The sequence below is a fragment of the Agromyces lapidis genome (genome assembly GCF_009749405.1).
In the GTDB taxonomy this organism is placed as follows: Bacteria; Actinomycetota; Actinomycetes; order Actinomycetales; family Microbacteriaceae; genus Agromyces; species Agromyces lapidis.
The window spans coordinates 398,979-414,828 of record NZ_WBIQ01000002.1 but is presented as its reverse complement, the minus strand read 5'-3'; the positions used below and the strand labels follow the sequence as shown (position 1 = coordinate 414,828).

Here is a 15,850-nt window from a genome sequence, read left to right as displayed (position 1 = left end):
CGCGGCGTCTGCGGGGCAAGCCCTTGCCGCGCGTGTCGTCCGCACGCGACGGCTGGGCGGAACACCCGGATCAGGCCGGATTCGGCTGTGGCAGCGGGTAGACCCGACGGAGCAGCATGCGCTGCGCGAGCGTCCACGCGACCGTGACGAGCAGGTAGAGGCCCGCGGCGAGCGGCACGAACACCGCGATGACCGCGGTGACGAACTGCAGGAGGCCGAGCATCCGTTGGGCGCCGGCGGTCGAGAGGGGCGAGAGGGATGCCGCGTCCCGCGCGCCGCCCGCCGGCCGCCGTGCGGGTGCCGAGGAGGCCGCGGGCACCGCCGGCGCCTGCGCCCGGAACACCCGCCTCGTCACCTCGCCGACGAGCGCGATCGAGAGGATGATCGTGGCGAACTCCGCGAAGCCCCCGGCCGTGAGCGTGCCGTCGAAGACCGAACCCGCGAGGCTCGAGCCGAGCGGAACGCCCGCGAGCGTCTCCTGGAGCAGCGCGTTCTCGTGGCCGGCGATCGTGGGCAGGATGAAGAGGGCGTAGATGACGCCGACGACGGGCGCCTGGGCGAGCATCGGCAGGCAGCCCGCGAACGGGCTCGTGCCCTCGTCGCGGTAGAGCGCCATCATCTCCCGTTGCAGGCGTTCGGGGTGCTTGGCGTGCTTGCGCTGCAGTTCGGCGAGCCTCGGTGCGAGCCGGGCTCGCCCCTGCTCGGCCTTCGCCTGCGAAACGCCGACGGGGATGAGCGCGGTACGGACGAGGAGCGTGACGAGCACGATGGCTGCTGCGGCACTCGCGGCCCCGGTGAACGGCGCGAGGAGGTCGGCGAGGCCCATGAGGAGGGCGTGCGCTCCGTCGAGGAGTGCGGCGATGGGCGGGAAGGCGTAGAGATCCATGGGTGAGTCCTTTGCGGTCGGCGAAACGGGATTCCGTCTGGCCGCGAAGGGTCGCCGAACATCGCCGAGGAGTCGCCGGCGGCGCACGTCATGAGACGACGATGCGGGTCGGCGGAGGCGGGACGGGCGCTACGCGGCCGCGAGGCCGCGACCCGGTGCCCTCGGCCGGGCACGCCCCGGCGCATCGGGGTCGCTCTGGGAGAGCAGGAGCCCGGGGTCGGCGGTCTGCCGGAGCCGGCGCGCGGCGCCGCTGGCGTCGGCCGCGACGAGCACGGGCAGTGCACGGCACGCGATGACCACGACCGCGACGGCCGCGGCGCCGACGACGCCCATGAGGAGCACCGCGAGCAGGCCGTTCGAGGCGAGCGAGAGCTCGAGCGAAGCCTGCAGCGAGCGCAGCAGCGCGCCGATGAACTCGATCACGACGCCTCCTCCCGACGGTGTCACGCTACCACCGGCGCCCGTGATCGCACGCCCCCAGGTGTCGGCTCATTCGTCGAGCAGCCGCTCGTACATCACGTGGTCCTGCCACTCCCCCGCGATGCGCAGGTAGCGGCGGGCGAGCCCGAACCGTTCGAAGCCGTTGCGCTCGAGCACCCGCTGCGATCCCGTGTTGTGCACGAGCGTGCCGGCCTGCACCCGATGCAGTCCGGCGGCGCGGGCGTGGTGCAGGGCGACGCCGACCGCCGTCGTGGCGAGCCCCCGCCCGACGAAGCGCTCATCGACCCAGTAGCCGAGGTGGGCGCTCTCGAACACGCCGCGCACGAGATCGGAGAGGTTCACGCGCCCGACGATCTGCTCGCCCTGGGCGAGCACGAACGGCACCGAGGTGCCGGCATGGATGCGAGCGATCGCCCCGGCGACGTCGCGGTGGTGCCAGGCCGGGGTGAAGAACTCGGGTGTGCGCAGCGGCTCCCAGGGGGCGAGGTGCTCGCGATTGCGCGAGTAGGCCGCGGCGAGCGCCGGACCGTCGCCGGCAGCGAGCAGCCGCATGACGACCCCGTCGTCGAGTTCCACCGCGTCGAACATGGCGCCTCCCGAGAAACAACGAACCCCGCGATCATACGATCGGAGCGCGACGCTCAGTGAGCATCACCCTGCAGAGGCTCGCAGCGGCTCGAGGCCGGCGAGGAGGAGGTCGAGGCCGAAGACGAACTCCTCCGCGGGGTCGTAGCCGGCAGCGACGAGGGCCGCGGCGGACTCGTTGAGGTAGGGGTATTCGTCGGGAGGGAGCTGGGGCAGGAAGACGTTCTCGGCCAGGTCCGCGAGCACCTCGGCGGTGTCGTACGGCAGGCTCGCCTCCTGCAGGGCGAATCCGTAGACGTAGCTGTCGAGCAACCAGTTGGCGTGCGTCGCCATCACCACCGTGAAGCCGGCCCTCCGCAGACAGGCGGTGACCGCTTCGCGGTGGCGGAGGTTCGCGGGCCCCGGCGATGTCCGCGACTCCATCAGCGGGATCGCCCACGGGTGGCGAGCGAGCACCTGTCGGGCGGAGACCGCGCGCCGTCGCATCGCCGACTGCCAGTCGGTCGCCGTGGACGGGAGTTCGATCTCGTCGAAGACGAGGTCGATCATGGAGTCCAGCAGCTCCTCCTTGCTCGCCACGTAGCGGTAGAGGGACATCGCACCCGCGCCGAGCGCGCCGGCCAGCCGGCGCATGCTCAGCCCGTCGGCCCCCTCGCGGTCGGCGAGCCGGATCGCCTCGTCGACCACCCGCTGCCTGCTCAGCCCCGCGTCCGACGCGATCTGGCGTTGCTCCATCGCAGTCACGGGTCTCCTCACCCTCTCGATCTGCTTGACAAGCGTACACCGTACGCGCGAGAGTACAGTGTACGCGTACGGCGTACGCGTCGGCCGCCCAGACCTCCTGGCATCCGGCGGACGGACCGCTCGCCTCGAAGGAAGAACCGATGACCATCCGAACGAACACCCCGCGCCCGCTCGACGACCGGCCTCTCCCGGTGCAGGCCAAGCTCGCCGCCGCATGGGCCAGCTTCATGTTCCTCTACGTCTACGTCGACGTCCTCAACTTCTACAAGCCGGGTGTCGTCGACGGCATCCTGAACGGGCTCATGTGGCGGTTCGACGTCAGCTCGACGCTGCTGACCGTCGTCCTCGTGTCCGTCTCGATCCCGGCGATGATGGTCGCGCTCTCCATGACGCTGCCCGCCCGGGTGAACCGCGCCGCGAACCTCGTCGTCGCATCGCTCCTCATCCCCTACACGGTCTTCAACGCGGCAGGGACGACCTGGGAGTGGGCCGGCTTCTACGGCATCTCCATCGGGCTCGAGTTGCTGCTCCTGGCCTTCGTCCTGCGCTCCGCCTGGACCTGGCCCCGTTCCGCCGCCGTTCCTGCCGGTGCCGCGACGACCGAGCTTCGACAGCCCGTGCAGTGAGATCTCGAACTCCTGCCCGGATACAGAAGAACCCCGCGATCATGACGATCGCGGGGTTCTGTGGCGGTACCGGTGGGATTTGAACCCACGGTGCGCTTTCACGCACACAACTTTTCGAGAGTTGCACCTTCGGCCGCTCGGACACGGTACCGGGATCAATAGTAGGCGACGAGAGCAAGACTGCCAAAACGAGTGGACGCCCCGGGGCCTCGGTTCGGTTCGGGCATCGCCGCTTCGGGCACTTCTCCCCTGATCAGCGGCGAGTTCAGCGAGTTCGCGCGCTCGTCGGCCACGTGGCATCCTCGCCGTGATCGTTTCGTCATCGAAAGCCCAGCCGGCGCCCAGCCGCCGCCCAGCGACCTCGAAGCGGGCGCGGATACCGTCACGGCATGACCACCGCTCCCCTCGCCACCGCCTTCGCGCCGCCCCGGCCGCGCAACTCGGCACGCGCACTCGCCGCGGGCACCTCGCTCGCGATGTCGACGGTGCTCGGCACGGCGGGAGTTCGCCCCTTCCGCGAGCGGATGGAGCTCCGCCGCGGTGCGCTCAACGACACCCTGCCCGTGCACTCGAAGTGGTGGCGCGAGCACGGTGCGGCCGACGGCGAGCTGCTCTACGTCGCCCTCGGCGACTCGGCCGCCCAGGGCATCGGCGCGTCCCGGCCCGATCGCAGCTACGTCGGCGTGCTCGCGGAGGGGATGCGCGCGGCCTCGGCGCGGAGCATCCGCACCGTGAACCTCAGCGTCTCGGGCGCGACCACCGGGCTCGCCGTGCGCGACCAGCTGCCGCGCCTCCGAACCCTCTCGCCCGACGTCGTCACGGTCGCGATCGGCGCCAACGACATCGCGGAATGGGACGCCTCCGCCTTCGACCGCAATCTGCGGACCATCCTCGACGAGCTGCCGGGGCATGCGATCGTCGGCGAGCTGCCGTGCTTCCACTTCCCGCGCAACGAGCGCAGGGTCGCCGAGGCGAATCGGATGCTCCGTGCCGCCGCCCGCTCGCGCGGACTCGCGGTGGCGCCCCTGCACCAGGCGACCCGCCGCCAGGGACTGCCGGGCATCCTGACGCAGTTCGCGCGCGACATGTTCCACCCGAACGACAGCGGGTATGCCGTCTGGGCGGAGGCCTTCCGGCCGCTCGTCGCGGCCCGGCTCGACGCGCTCGGCCCTGAGCCGGCCGCCCTCGCCGCCTCCGCCGTTGTCGGAGGCCGCCGGTAGTCTCGGGGCATGGCCCGACCCACCTCCGCGTTCCGTTGCACCGAGTGCGGTTGGTCGACCGTCAAGTGGGTCGGCCGCTGCGTCGAATGCCAGCAATGGGGCACCGTCGTCGAGGCGGCCGAGAAGACCGGCATCGTGCGTGCGGTGCAGGCCGTGCAGCTCGGCGAGGCGCGCACCGCGCGGCCGATCGTCGACGTCGAGACGGCCGACGCCGCCCACCGGCCGAGCGGTATCGGCGAGTTCGACCGCGTGCTGGGCGGCGGCATCGTCGCGGGTGCCGCGATCCTGCTCTCGGGCGAACCCGGCGTCGGCAAGTCGACCCTGCTGCTCGAGGTCGCCGCGCGGGTCGCCGCGACCGGTCGCCGCGTGCTCTACGTCACGGCAGAAGAGTCGGTGGCCCAGGTGCGGCTGCGCGCCGGTCGCACCGGCGCCCTGCACGGCGAGCTGTACCTCGCCGCCGAGACCGACCTCGCGACGATCCTCGGGCAGGTCGACGCCACCCGACCCGATCTGCTCATCGTCGACTCCGTGCAGACGGTGTCGTCCTCGCTCTCCGACGGGCTGCCCGGGCAGCCGAGCCAGGTGCGCGAGGTCGCGTCGACCCTGATCCGCGTCGCGAAAGAGCGGCACCTGCCCGTGCTGCTCGTCGGGCACGTCACGAAAGACGGCTCCATCGCGGGCCCGCGCCTACTCGAGCACCTCGTCGACGTCGTCTGCCAGTTCGAGGGCGACCGCCAGACGGCGTTGCGCTTCGTGCGGGCGCTCAAGAACCGCTTCGGTCCGACCGACGAGGTCGGCTGCTTCGAGATGACGGGCGACGGCATCGCCGAGGTACCCGACCCCTCGGGGCTCTTCCTCTCGAGCGGCCGCAGCCTCGTCAGCGGCACCTGCGTCACCGTCGCGCTCGAGGGCCGCCGTGCGCTCCCCGTCGAGGTGCAGGCACTCGTCGTGTCGACGAAGGCGCCGCAGCCCCGCCGCGTGGTCAACGGGGTCGACCCCGCCCGCGTCGCGATGATCATCGCCGTGCTCGAGCGTCGCGCCGGCCTCAAGGCGCTCGGCGAGCACGATGTCTACGTCTCGACCGTGGGCGGGGTGCGGCTGAGCGAGCCGGGCGCCGACCTCGCGATCGCCGTCGCCATCGCCTCGGCCATGCGCGACTCCGCCGTGCCGCACGAGCTCGCCGCCTTCGGCGAGATCAGCCTCGCCGGCGAGGTGCGCCCAGTCACGGCCGCCAAGCAGCGGGCCGCCGAGGCCCGGCGGCTCGGCTACACGACGATCCTCGACGTCGAGGCGGGCAGCGTTCGGGCGGCCGTCACGCAGGCGATGCTCGTCGCGAACGACGCCCGCACGCGAGAGCTCGACGCCGCGTTCTAGGCCCGGTCCGGCTCCGGGGTTCCCGGTGCCGGTTCAGGCCTCGAGCGCCCGCAGCAGTTCTCCGGGCGGCGCCTGCATCGGGTGGGGGCCGGCGATGTCGAGGAACACCGTGGTGATCGTCGACTCGTACCGCCTCAAGAACGTGCGCAGCCAGGCCGGGCTCTGCAGGCCGACGGCCGGCGGCAGGTTCGCGGGCTTGTTCGCGGCATCGCTGAAGAGCAGCAGCGCGACCTCCCCCGTCTTCGGGTCGCGGAAGGTCCACACCTCGCCGCCGTCGAGCGGCTTGTCACGCGGGCCCGGCTTGATGAGCGGCACGATCGTGTTGCCGTTGCGCAGCGCGAGCGCGACGGCCGCCATGTCCTGCCGCTCGAGCGCCTCGGCGAGCGCCTGGGAACGGAACTCGAGCGGTTCGCCCGTGGGCTTCTTGCGTGACTTGCCTGCCATGCTTCAAGGCTACCCAGCGTTCGTCCCGAGTACCGCAGCGACCATGTGTGCTGCTTCCGCAGGAGATCTGCACTGAACCCAGCCCTCAGCCGGGCATAGGGCCGAATCTCCTGCAGAAGCAACACGCCCCGGCACACGGACGCGCGCGGCGGCGTCCGCCCGCTCAGTACAGCAGGAACTGCTTCTGCTCGGCCGACTCGAAGCCGTCGACCGACACGGCGAGGTGGTACGACGCACCGTCCGCCGGCACCGCCTCGCGGGGGCCGTCGCAGGTCTCAGGGGTCGAACGGGTCCGATCCCAGACGATCGGCGCGCTCGAACTGACCGGCGTCCCTGGGGTGAGCGAGACCTCCGCGTCGATCGCGTCGCTCTGGCAGTCCGTCGAGGTCCAGTAGACCTCGTCGCCGCTCGTGATGGTGAAGACCTGCGCCTTCGTGCCCGCGTTGAGCACGCAGACGTTCTTGCCGGTGTTCGTGATCGTGACGGAGAGCTGCGGCTGTTCACCGGCCGCATACGAGCTCGTGTCGGTGATCGCCTCGACCGTGACCTGCTCGGGACCGCACGGGTCGCCGTCGGCCGCGGTGGGCTCGGTCGGAATGGCGGTCTGCGGCGAGGCCGACTCGGTTTCGGCCGGCGACGTCGGCGTGACCTCGCCGCCCTCGCTCGCCCCCGGCCGCACGATGATCAGGACGATCGCGACGAGCACGGCGACGATTCCGAGCAGCACCAGCAACCGGCGCCGACGGTACACCTGCGGCGTCTGGCGCCCGGACGGTGCGGAATTCGTCGACATGCTCACAGGGTACGGCCGCAGGAGCCCGCCCCCGAGGCATCCGCCCGGCGCGCCGGGGTGTGTTCAGAGGCGCTTCAGCATGCGCGTGTTGCCGAGGGTGTTCTGCTTCACTCGCGCGAGGTCGAGGAACTCGGCGACACCCTCGTCGTGCGAACGCACGAGCTCGGCGTAGACCTCGGGGTCGACGGTCTCGGCGCCCATGTCCTCGAAGCCGTGCCGTCCGAAGAACGAGGTCTCGAACGTGAGGCAGAACAGCCGGCTGAGCCCCAGTTCGCGGGCCTCCTGCTCGAGTGCGCTCAGCAGCGCGTGCCCGACGCCCCGGCCGAGCCAGTCGTCGTCGACGGCGAGCGTGCGCACCTCGCCGAGGTCCTCCCACATCACGTGCAGCGCGCCGGCCCCGATCACTCGCCCGTCGGCGTCCTCGGCGACGCGGAACTCCTGGATCGCGCCGTACAGGTCGACCCGCTCCTTGCCGAGCAGGATCCGTCGGCTGACGAGCGGCTCCACGACGTCGATGATCTTCGGCACATCGCTCGTGCGCGCCCGGCGCACCTGGAACTGGGTCGTCATCCGCCCATCGTATTCCTCGGCGCGCGACCGCCCGGCCCACGCTGCGCCCGCGCGTGCACGTGCACGTGCACACCCACGCGCACGCGCACGTGCACGTGCTGCTCCGCCGCTCAGACGACGGCCTCAACGACCGGGCATCGCGGATGGGTCGGACCGGTCTCGACGAGGAGGGCGAGCGCGTCGCGGACCCGGCCCAGGTCGATGATCCGCTGCTCGAGTTCGGCGAGCTTCTCCTCGACCTGCTGCGCGACGTCCGAGAAGGTGATGAGCTCGGGTTCGTCGGAGAGCCGGAGCACGTCGCGCACTTCGCGCAGCGTGAATCCGAGTTCCTGGGCCCGCCGGATGAACCGGACGCGCCGGAGCTCCTCCGAGGAGAAGTGCCGATATCCCGCCCGGGAGCGCTCGATCGGCTGCACGAGGCCTTCGCGCTCGTAGAAGCGAACCGTGCTGATCGCGACGCCGGCGGCGGCGGCGAGCGCGCCGATCGTCAGCGTCGGCGCAGCCGCATCAGCCCGCTGAGCTGCAGGGTGAACCATGCGACCTCCCCGATCAGGAACACGACGATCGTCGCGCTCTGCCCATTCAACAGTGCCCAGATCATCCAGAACGAGAACAGCACACGTCCGACGAACGTGTCTATCGCGATGAAGCGCGGCTCGGGGCGCAGGATCCGGGCGATCGCCCACATGGTCACCGCCGTGCCGAACATGCTCGTGAACATCAGGGCCGCCGCGTCGAACGCGGGCACCTGCGCTCCCGGAAGGCCGAGCGCGTCGTGCGCCCATCGGGAGAGCTCGAACAGCGCTGCGGCCGTGAACGGGGTCGCGAAACCGATCGTCACGATGAGGTCGTAGATCGCGCCGGCTCGGCCCCATCGGGGTCGTGCGAAGTCCGCGGTCGCGGTGTGTGCCGGGAACGCAGCGGGGGTCGGCGTGGTGAGGGCGATGGGGTCTGCGGTGCCGCCCGAGGCGGTGGAGGTGGTCATACCGTCATCGTCGACCCTGCACCATGGTGCAGGGTCAAATCGTCGCTGTACGACGAAGGGGCGGATGCGCAAGCATCCGCCCCTTCGTGTCGTTCGCGTCTAGTCGCCGGATGCCGCGGCGAGGTCGGGCGTCGCCGGCCCCGTGCCGATCGCGGCGTTGGTGTTCACGCCCACGCTCGCCGGCAGCTCGCGCTGGGTGGTCGTGAAGACGAACTCGCCGTCCTTGAAGTCGACGTGCACGTGGTCGCCCGAGTTGAGCTCGCCGTGCAGGATCTTCTCGGAGAGGCGGTCTTCGACCTCGTGCTGCACCGCGCGGCGCAGCGGGCGGGCGCCGAGGGCCGGGTCGAAGCCGACCTCGATGAGGCGCTCCTTCGCCGGCACGGTGAGCTCGACGGTCATGTCGCGGTCGAGCATGCGCTCGCTGAGCCGCTTCAGGAACAGGTCGACGATCTGCAGCAGTTCGGGCTTCGAGAGCTGCGGGAACACGATGATCTCGTCGACGCGGTTCAGGAACTCGGGCTTGAAGTGCTTCTTCAGCTCTTCGTTCACCTTGCCGCGCATGAGGTCGTACCCCGTGCGGGTGTCGCCCTCGAGCGCGAAGCCGACGGGGCCGCTCGAGATGTCCTTCGTGCCGAGGTTCGTCGTCATGATGATGACGGTGTTCTTGAAGTCGACGACACGGCCCTGCCCGTCGGTCAGGCGGCCCTCTTCGAGGATCTGCAGAAGCGAGTTGAAGATGTCGGGGTGGGCCTTCTCGATCTCGTCGAAGAGCACCACGCTGAACGGCTTGCGACGCACCTTCTCGGTGAGCTGGCCGCCCTCCTCGAAGCCGACGAACCCGGGAGGGGCGCCGAACAGCCGCGAGACGGTGTGCTTCTCGCCGTACTCCGACATGTCGAGCGAGATCATCGCGGCCTCGTCGTCGAAGAGGAACTCGGCGAGCGCCTTGGCGAGCTCGGTCTTGCCGACGCCGGTGGGGCCGGCGAAGATGAACGAGCCCGAGGGACGCTTCGGGTCCTTGAGGCCGGCGCGGGTGCGGCGAATCGTCTTCGACAGGGCGGAGATCGCCTCCTCCTGGCCGATGACGCGCTCGTGCAGCGCCTTCTCCATGAAGACGAGTCGCGACGACTCCTCTTCGGTGAGCTTGAAGACGGGGATGCCCGTGGCCTGTGCGAGCACCTCGGCGATCAGGCCCTCGTCGACGACCGCGGTGGTCTTGACGTCGCCCGACTTCCACTGCTTCTCGAGACGCAGACGCTCGCCGAGGAGGTTCTTCTCCTCGTCGCGCAGCGACGCGGCCTTCTCGAAGTCCTGCTCCTCGATCGCGGTCTCCTTCGCGGCGCGGACGACGGCGATCTTCTCGTCGAACTCGCGCAGCTCGGGCGGCGACGAGAGGATCGAGAGGCGGAGGCGGGCGCCGGCCTCGTCGATCAGGTCGATGGCCTTGTCGGGCAGGAAGCGGTCGGAGATGTAGCGGTCGGCGAGGTTCGCCGCGGCGACGATCGCGCCGTCGGTGATCGACACCTTGTGGTGCGCCTCGTAACGGTCGCGGAGGCCCTTGAGGATGTTGATCGCGTGGGGCAGCGAGGGCTCGGCGACCTGGATCGGCTGGAAGCGGCGCTCGAGCGCGGCGTCCTTCTCGAAGTGCTTGCGGTACTCGTCGAGCGTGGTCGCACCGATGGTCTGCAGCTCGCCGCGCGCGAGGAGCGGCTTCAAGATCGAGGCGGCGTCGATCGCACCCTCGGCGGCACCCGCACCGACGAGGGTGTGGATCTCGTCGATGAAGACGATGATGTCGCCGCGCGTGCGGATCTCTTTCGTGACCTTCTTCAGGCGCTCTTCGAAGTCGCCGCGGTAGCGGGAGCCGGCGATGAGCGAACCGAGGTCGAGCGAGTAGAGCTGCTTGTCCTTCAACGTCTCGGGCACCTCGCCCTTGACGATGGCCTGGGCGAGGCCCTCGACGACGGCGGTCTTGCCGACGCCGGGCTCGCCGATGAGCACGGGGTTGTTCTTCGAGCGGCGCGAGAGGATCTGCATGACCCGCTCGATCTCCTTCTCACGGCCGATCACCGGGTCGAGCTTCGACTCACGGGCGGCCTGCGTGAGGTTGCGGCCGAACTGGTCGAGGATCTGCGAGCCGCCCTGCGGGGTCTGCTGCTCGTTCGCGCCGACCTGCACCTGCTCTTTGCCCTGGTAGCCCGAGAGCAGCTGGATGACCTGCTGGCGCACCCGGTTGAGGTCGGCGCCGAGCTTGACGAGCACCTGCGCGGCGACGCCCTCGCCCTCGCGGATGAGGCCGAGGAGGATGTGCTCGGTGCCGATGTAGTTGTGGCCCAGCTGCAGCGCCTCGCGGAGCGAGAGCTCGAGCACCTTCTTGGCGCGCGGCGTGAACGGGATGTGCCCCGTCGGCTGCTGCTGGCCCTGGCCGATGATGTCCTGGACCTGCTCGCGCACCGCGTCGAGCGAGATTCCGAGCGACTCGAGCGCCTTGGCGGCGACGCCCTCACCCTCGTGGATGAGCCCGAGCAGGATGTGCTCGGTGCCGATGTAGTTGTGGTTGAGCATCTTGGCCTCTTCTTGGGCCAGGACGACGACACGACGGGCTCGGTCGGTGAATCTCTCGAACATGCTCTACTCCTCACGGCCCCACTGGGCAGGGGACGTCGTTACAACGAGCGTAAACAAGCCGGATGCCCCGTGGGGCCCTGTTCGCCGTGGGCGCATCGCGGTTCAGGCTCGGGCCAGGGGTTGACGCCGGGCCGACCAGGTGTCTAAGTTATCGATATTCGTTATTATCGATAATCGTTAGGATCGACCGATGGCCACCACTCTCAACGCTCCCGCCGTCTCTCGGGGCGACGCCGTCGCCCTGTGGCTCTTCATGGTTGCCGGCATCGGCATCGCCGTCTGGGCCGCCTGGTCGGCCGTCGCCCGCATCATCGAAGTGCTGCCGAATCGCGACGTGCCGGTGCTCGCCGAGTTCGCCGGCACGACCGCCGAGGCGCCGATCGGAGTCGACGGCGCCCCGATCCCCGTCGAACTCGATCGCGCGTTCATCACCGCCCCATCGCTGCCCGTCGCGTCGCTCTGGGCGCTCGTCCTGCAGCAGCTCGTCGTGGTCGTCGCGGTGGTCGGCGTGGTCGTCTGCCTCGTCTGGCTCGCCCGCAACGTCAGCCGCAGCATCGTGTTCAGCCGAACCAACACCGTTCTCGTCACCACCGCCGGCCTCACCGGACTCGTCGGCTACTTCGCGGTGCCGTTCCTCGGCAACATGGCCGCGAACGGTGCGTTCGCCGTGCTCAGCGAACGCACCTTCGACAACGTGATCCTCTCGGTCGAACCGTTCCCGCTCATCCTCGCCGCGTTCGTGGCGGCGCTGCTCGGCACGGTCTTCGCCGTCGGCGAGCGCCTCCAGCGCGACGCCGAGGGCCTCGTCTGATGCCGCCCGCCGAACCCGACGAGGCGACCGACATCCACTGCCGGCTCGACGAGCTGCTCGAAGAGCGGGGCATGACCCTCACTCGCCTGGCAGAACTCGTCGGGGTCTCGCTCGTGAATCTCAGCGTGCTGAAGAACGATCGGGCCCGTGCCATCCGGTTCTCGACCCTGCAGGCGATCTGCCAGACGCTCGGGTGCGAGGTCGGCGAACTGCTCGTCGTCCGTCCGCGGTGAACCACCACGGGCCGCCGGGGTCTCCCCCGACGGCCCGTCGATCGTTGCGCGGCTACTCGGCCTTCACCGTCTGCCGACGGCGACGGAGGAGCAGCAGCACGGCGCCGACTGCGAGCACCGAGAGGCCGATCCAGCCGGCCGTGAGGCTCGCACCGGTCGCCGGCAGCGACGGCTGCTCGGGCGTGACCGGCGCGCAGTCCTCGCTCGAGGCCGAACCGCTCCAGAATTCGATCGTCGCGGTGTTGAGGAGGCCGCTGCCGTCCTCACCCATGCCGACGGTGCAATCGGCCTGATCGGCGGCGACGTCCGCGGCGACCTCGGCGGTCACCTCGACCGCGTAGACATGCTCACCGCCCGCCGGCAGTAGCGCGGTCGTCACGTCGACGACGTCGATCCCGTTCCAGTCGGGGTTGACGACCACGCCCTCGGGGCCGGTGATCACGGCGGAGGTCGGCGTGATTCCGGCGCCGAACTTCAACTCGTCGGTGAGGTCGTAGGCCTCGTCCGTGGCGGAGCTGCTGGTCACCGTGATCGTGTACGAGACATCCCAGGTGCCGTCGCCGTTGTCGACGGCCGGACCGTCGACCGTCTTGACGATGTCGAGCGGACCCCTGGCGGTGTTCACGATCTCGCAGGCGATGAGATCGCCCGGCTGAACGGTGAAGTCGCTCGCGTCGATCGGCGACGGCCCGGCCTCGCCGACCGGGTCGACGGTGCACTCGAGCTCGCCCGGCACCCAGGCCTCGCCCGGGTCGGCCTCGGCGAGGGAGAAGCGCCCGCCGGGCAGCACGTCGTCGAACACCGCGGTGCCCGCGCCGCCCTCGGTCGTGACGCTCGAGACGATCGGCTCGCCCGCGGGAGCGCCCTCGGCGTCGAGCGGGGTGAGCTCGAAGTCGAAGGTTCCGTCACCGCCGACGGCCGTCTTCGTCACCTCGATCATGCCCGGCTCGGCCGTGTTGGTGAGGCTGCAGTCGATCTGCGCGTCGATCTCGGCGATGAACTCGAAGCCGGGCTCGTCACCGTTCAGGTCCTCGAGCGTGCCCTCGCCGAAGCTGCAGGTGATCTCACCCATCTCCCAACCGTCGACCGCCGACTCGGTGATCGTGTAGCTCTCGCCGGGTACGAGGTCGGTCCAGGTCGCCGAGTCGGATGCCTCGCCGGCACCGCTCACCGTCTGGGTGCCCGCCTGCTCGCCGGGAACCGGGGAGATCGTGAGGTCGAACGCCCATTCGAAGCCCTCGGCGACACCTTCCACGCTCTTCTCGACGACGACCGAGCCGGGCAGCGCGCGGTTCGTGAACACGCAGGTGATCACGGCGCCGGGCTCGAGCACGATCGCGGTCGACGCGCCCTCGGGGGTGCCGCAGCTGATCGAGTCGAGCTCCCAGTGCGCGGGCACCGTCTCGGTCACGGTGTAGTCGCCGGGGACGACGAGCCCCGTGCTCCACGGGTTCGCCTCGTCGTCGGTCGAGTCGTTGAGCGAGAACTGCTCGTCGGTGTCCATGCCGGCGAGCGAGAAGTCGAACGCCTGGTCCCACTCGTCGGGGATGGTCTCCTTGTCGACGCGGATCTCGCCGCGCTGGGTGTTGGTGTACGTGCACTCCACGAACTCACCGGGGTCGACGTCGAGCACTGCCGTCAGCGCCTCCCCGTCGACGAGCGTGCCGTCATCGGGATCGATGCAGATGAGGTCGGTCGTGTCGTAGCCCTCGAGCGGGGTCTCGGCCAGGTCGTAGCTGCCGGGCTCGACCGAGAAGACCTCGCTGTCGCCCGAACCGTCGCTCGCGTCGATCGTGAAGGTCGACGGGTCCTCCAGCCAGCTGCCCGTGTACTCGAAGACGGCGCCCTCGGGGCCGTCGACGATCTTGTGCACCTGGACCTGGCCGTTCTGCGTGTTCGTGAAGACGCAGTTCACGCCCTCACCCGCGACCGTGGTCACGGTCTCGCCGTCCTCGATCGCCGTACCCGCAGGGGTGCAGGTCACGTCGGTGAGGCTCCAGCCCTCGGGAACCGTCTCGGTCACCGGCACCTCGGTGCCGGGCAGGTAGTAGATCGGGGCACTCGTCTGTCCGTCGGTCAGCTGCACCTCCGTGCCGTCGACGTCGAAGGTGAACGTCTCGTCGGAGCCGTCGGGCAGCGTCTGCTTCTCGACCGTGACCCATGAGGTCGTGTTGACGATCTTGCATTCGGTCACCTCGCCCGTGACGACCGGGAACTCCGTCGTCGGCGAGGTGATCTCGAAGGTCTCCCCGCCGACCTCGCACGTGATGGAGACCTCCTCCCACGGCAACCCTGCTGCGATCGTCTCGTCGAGCGTGTAGTCGTCGCCGGCCAGCACCTCGGGCCAGACGTCGGTCTCGCCGATGCGGAGGGTGTCGTTGATGGCCGTGGCACCGCCCTGGAAGATCGGGCCCCCACTCGTGCGCACGACCTCGTAGTCGAAGTCGTCGGTGCTCGCGATCGCCGGCGGATCGGAGAGCTTCTGGATGCTCAGACCGCCGCAGTTGCTGATGACGAGCGCGTCCTGCGGCTCGAAGAAGTCCTGGATCTGGGCCGTCGGCGCGTTGCCGGTGCGCGAGAACGAGGTGCCGGTCGCGAATCCCTCGCAGGAGTCGGGCTCGAACAGCCCCGCGGCCGTCAGGTCGACGGCGAGCTCGCCGAAGGTCTCGGGGTCGCCGGGCAGTGTGCCCGGCCCCTCGGTTCGCTGGCCGACCTCCGCGGCGAAGTCGAGCTCGATGTCGGTCTCGACCCACACGCCCGGCCCGTCGGGGTCGGCGCAGTCGTCACCCCCGAAGGGGAACCACCGCAGGACGCTGGCGGTCGTGACATCGCCGGCCGAGTCGTAGTTGAACTCGATCGCGTAGTCGTCGCAGCGACCGGCGTCGGGACCCTCGAGCGTCGTGAAGGTGCTCATGTCGCCGTTGCCCTCGAACCGCGTCCAGTACAGGTAGAACACGACGTGCTCGACACCCTGGTCGTCGGTGATGATCTCGTACGCAGCACCGCCACTGCACACGTCGCCCTTGGCGTTGACGTTCTGCGGGCCGGGCATCCAGGGATTCGTGGCCTGGGTCTGGCTGCCGGGAGAGCCGGTCGCGTCGAGCACGTCGCAGGACGTCGCGAGGGAACCGTTGTCCCAGCCCTCCTTGCCGTCGACGATTCCGGTGGAATCGAAGCCCTGGCTCGTCGTGTACGGGCCGGTCGGCGTGAAGGTGTACGTCCCGTCATCGGCGAGCGGCGTCAGGAAGCTGTTCCAGTCGTACGTGTCCGGCGGCGTGCCGCCGGTTCGATCACCGTCGATCTCGAACCCGGTCGCGAGTCCACTCGGAAGCGTCACGGCGACCGCCGGCGAGGCGATGAGCAAGGGGGTCAGGAGCGCGCCGACCATCGTGGTGATGGCGACGGTGGCAGCGGGCAGTCTGCGTCGGGGCACGGGCAAGCGTCCTCACGTGTCGGATTGCCGTCCCGGGTGGACGGCTCACGTGCGGGCAACGCTAATCGAACAGGATT

General features: G+C 70.0%; 17 protein-coding genes and 1 tRNA gene. 5 read left to right on the top strand and 13 right to left on the bottom strand.

Features of this window, described 5'->3' with window-relative positions; genetic code table 11:
- Positions 1-70: 70 nt before the first annotated feature.
- From GQQ93_RS05220 to GQQ93_RS05205, 4 genes are all read right to left on the bottom strand, one after another.
- Positions 71-886: a YidC/Oxa1 family membrane protein insertase gene (locus tag GQQ93_RS05220; protein ID WP_157423170.1), complete on the bottom strand. Its 816-nt coding sequence runs from the start codon at positions 884-886 to the stop codon at positions 71-73.
- Positions 887-1,015: 129 nt separating this feature from the next.
- Positions 1,016-1,309 carry a DUF6412 domain-containing protein gene (locus GQQ93_RS05215; protein WP_157423169.1) on the bottom strand — a complete coding sequence of 98 codons (294 nt, stop codon included), beginning with the start codon at positions 1,307-1,309 and terminating at the stop codon, positions 1,016-1,018.
- Positions 1,310-1,375: 66 nt separating this feature from the next.
- Positions 1,376-1,915: a GNAT family N-acetyltransferase gene (locus GQQ93_RS05210; RefSeq protein ID WP_246192096.1), complete on the bottom strand. Its 540-nt coding sequence runs from the start codon at positions 1,913-1,915 to the stop codon at positions 1,376-1,378.
- 63 nt (positions 1,916-1,978) lie between these two features.
- Entirely contained in the window at positions 1,979-2,656 is a 678-nt protein-coding gene (locus GQQ93_RS05205) for a TetR/AcrR family transcriptional regulator (RefSeq protein WP_157423168.1), read from the bottom strand.
- A gap of 140 nt (positions 2,657-2,796) precedes the next feature.
- Here GQQ93_RS05205 and GQQ93_RS05200 point away from each other — a divergent pair, with 140 nt between their 5' ends.
- The gene (locus GQQ93_RS05200) at positions 2,797-3,282 is read left to right on the top strand and encodes a DUF6326 family protein (RefSeq protein WP_157423167.1); all 486 of its coding nucleotides are present in this window, start codon (positions 2,797-2,799) and stop codon (positions 3,280-3,282) included.
- Positions 3,283-3,343: 61 nt separating this feature from the next.
- On the opposite strand, the gene GQQ93_RS05195 is transcribed toward GQQ93_RS05200, so the two are convergent.
- Together GQQ93_RS05195 and GQQ93_RS05190 are read right to left on the bottom strand one after the other, a co-directional pair.
- Positions 3,344-3,433: transfer RNA gene (locus GQQ93_RS05195), tRNA-Ser, on the bottom strand.
- 4 nt (positions 3,434-3,437) lie between these two features.
- Positions 3,438-3,575, bottom strand: coding sequence for a hypothetical protein (locus tag GQQ93_RS05190; RefSeq protein WP_157423166.1), 138 nt, complete (start codon positions 3,573-3,575; stop codon positions 3,438-3,440).
- 96 nt (positions 3,576-3,671) lie between these two features.
- Here GQQ93_RS05190 and GQQ93_RS05185 point away from each other — a divergent pair, with 96 nt between their 5' ends.
- Together GQQ93_RS05185 and radA are read left to right on the top strand one after the other, a co-directional pair.
- The gene (locus tag GQQ93_RS05185) at positions 3,672-4,502 is read left to right on the top strand and encodes an SGNH/GDSL hydrolase family protein (protein ID WP_246192094.1); all 831 of its coding nucleotides are present in this window, start codon (positions 3,672-3,674) and stop codon (positions 4,500-4,502) included.
- Positions 4,503-4,511: 9 nt separating this feature from the next.
- Complete coding sequence (radA, locus tag GQQ93_RS05180; protein WP_157423165.1) at positions 4,512-5,876, top strand: DNA repair protein RadA; 1,365 nt, start codon at positions 4,512-4,514, stop codon at positions 5,874-5,876.
- 33 nt (positions 5,877-5,909) lie between these two features.
- Here radA and GQQ93_RS05175 read toward each other — a convergent pair whose 3' ends face one another.
- The 6 genes from GQQ93_RS05175 to GQQ93_RS05155 form a co-directional block, all read right to left on the bottom strand.
- Positions 5,910-6,320 carry a dehydrogenase gene (locus GQQ93_RS05175; protein ID WP_157423164.1) on the bottom strand — a complete coding sequence of 137 codons (411 nt, stop codon included), beginning with the start codon at positions 6,318-6,320 and terminating at the stop codon, positions 5,910-5,912.
- A 163-nt stretch (positions 6,321-6,483) separates the two neighbouring features.
- Positions 6,484-7,113: a hypothetical protein gene (locus GQQ93_RS05170; RefSeq protein WP_157423163.1), complete on the bottom strand. Its 630-nt coding sequence runs from the start codon at positions 7,111-7,113 to the stop codon at positions 6,484-6,486.
- A 63-nt stretch (positions 7,114-7,176) separates the two neighbouring features.
- Complete coding sequence (locus tag GQQ93_RS05165) at positions 7,177-7,683, bottom strand: amino-acid N-acetyltransferase (RefSeq protein WP_157423162.1); 507 nt, start codon at positions 7,681-7,683, stop codon at positions 7,177-7,179.
- Positions 7,684-7,793: 110 nt separating this feature from the next.
- On the bottom strand, positions 7,794-8,219 hold the full coding sequence (locus tag GQQ93_RS17850) for a MerR family transcriptional regulator (protein ID WP_170296131.1): 426 nt from the start codon (positions 8,217-8,219) through the stop codon (positions 7,794-7,796).
- Entirely contained in the window at positions 8,171-8,668 is a 498-nt protein-coding gene (locus GQQ93_RS17845) for a hypothetical protein (protein WP_170296130.1), read from the bottom strand. Before GQQ93_RS17845 ends, GQQ93_RS17850 begins: the two co-directional genes overlap by 49 nt.
- A gap of 99 nt (positions 8,669-8,767) precedes the next feature.
- The gene (locus tag GQQ93_RS05155; RefSeq protein ID WP_157423160.1) at positions 8,768-11,296 is read right to left on the bottom strand and encodes an ATP-dependent Clp protease ATP-binding subunit; all 2,529 of its coding nucleotides are present in this window, start codon (positions 11,294-11,296) and stop codon (positions 8,768-8,770) included.
- Positions 11,297-11,486: 190 nt separating this feature from the next.
- Between GQQ93_RS05155 and GQQ93_RS05150 the strand changes: the two genes are divergently transcribed.
- Positions 11,487-12,107: a hypothetical protein gene (locus tag GQQ93_RS05150; RefSeq protein ID WP_157423159.1), complete on the top strand. Its 621-nt coding sequence runs from the start codon at positions 11,487-11,489 to the stop codon at positions 12,105-12,107.
- Positions 12,107-12,340, top strand: a complete 234-nt coding sequence (locus tag GQQ93_RS05145) for a helix-turn-helix domain-containing protein (protein ID WP_157423158.1) — start codon at positions 12,107-12,109, stop codon at positions 12,338-12,340. The genes GQQ93_RS05150 and GQQ93_RS05145 overlap by 1 nt, the downstream gene beginning before the upstream one ends.
- Before the next feature lie 52 nt (positions 12,341-12,392).
- Here GQQ93_RS05145 and GQQ93_RS05140 read toward each other — a convergent pair whose 3' ends face one another.
- Positions 12,393-15,773 (bottom strand): prealbumin-like fold domain-containing protein, encoded by a 3,381-nt coding sequence (locus tag GQQ93_RS05140; RefSeq protein ID WP_157423157.1) that lies wholly within the window; start codon positions 15,771-15,773, stop codon positions 12,393-12,395.
- Positions 15,774-15,850: the final 77 nt, after the last annotated feature.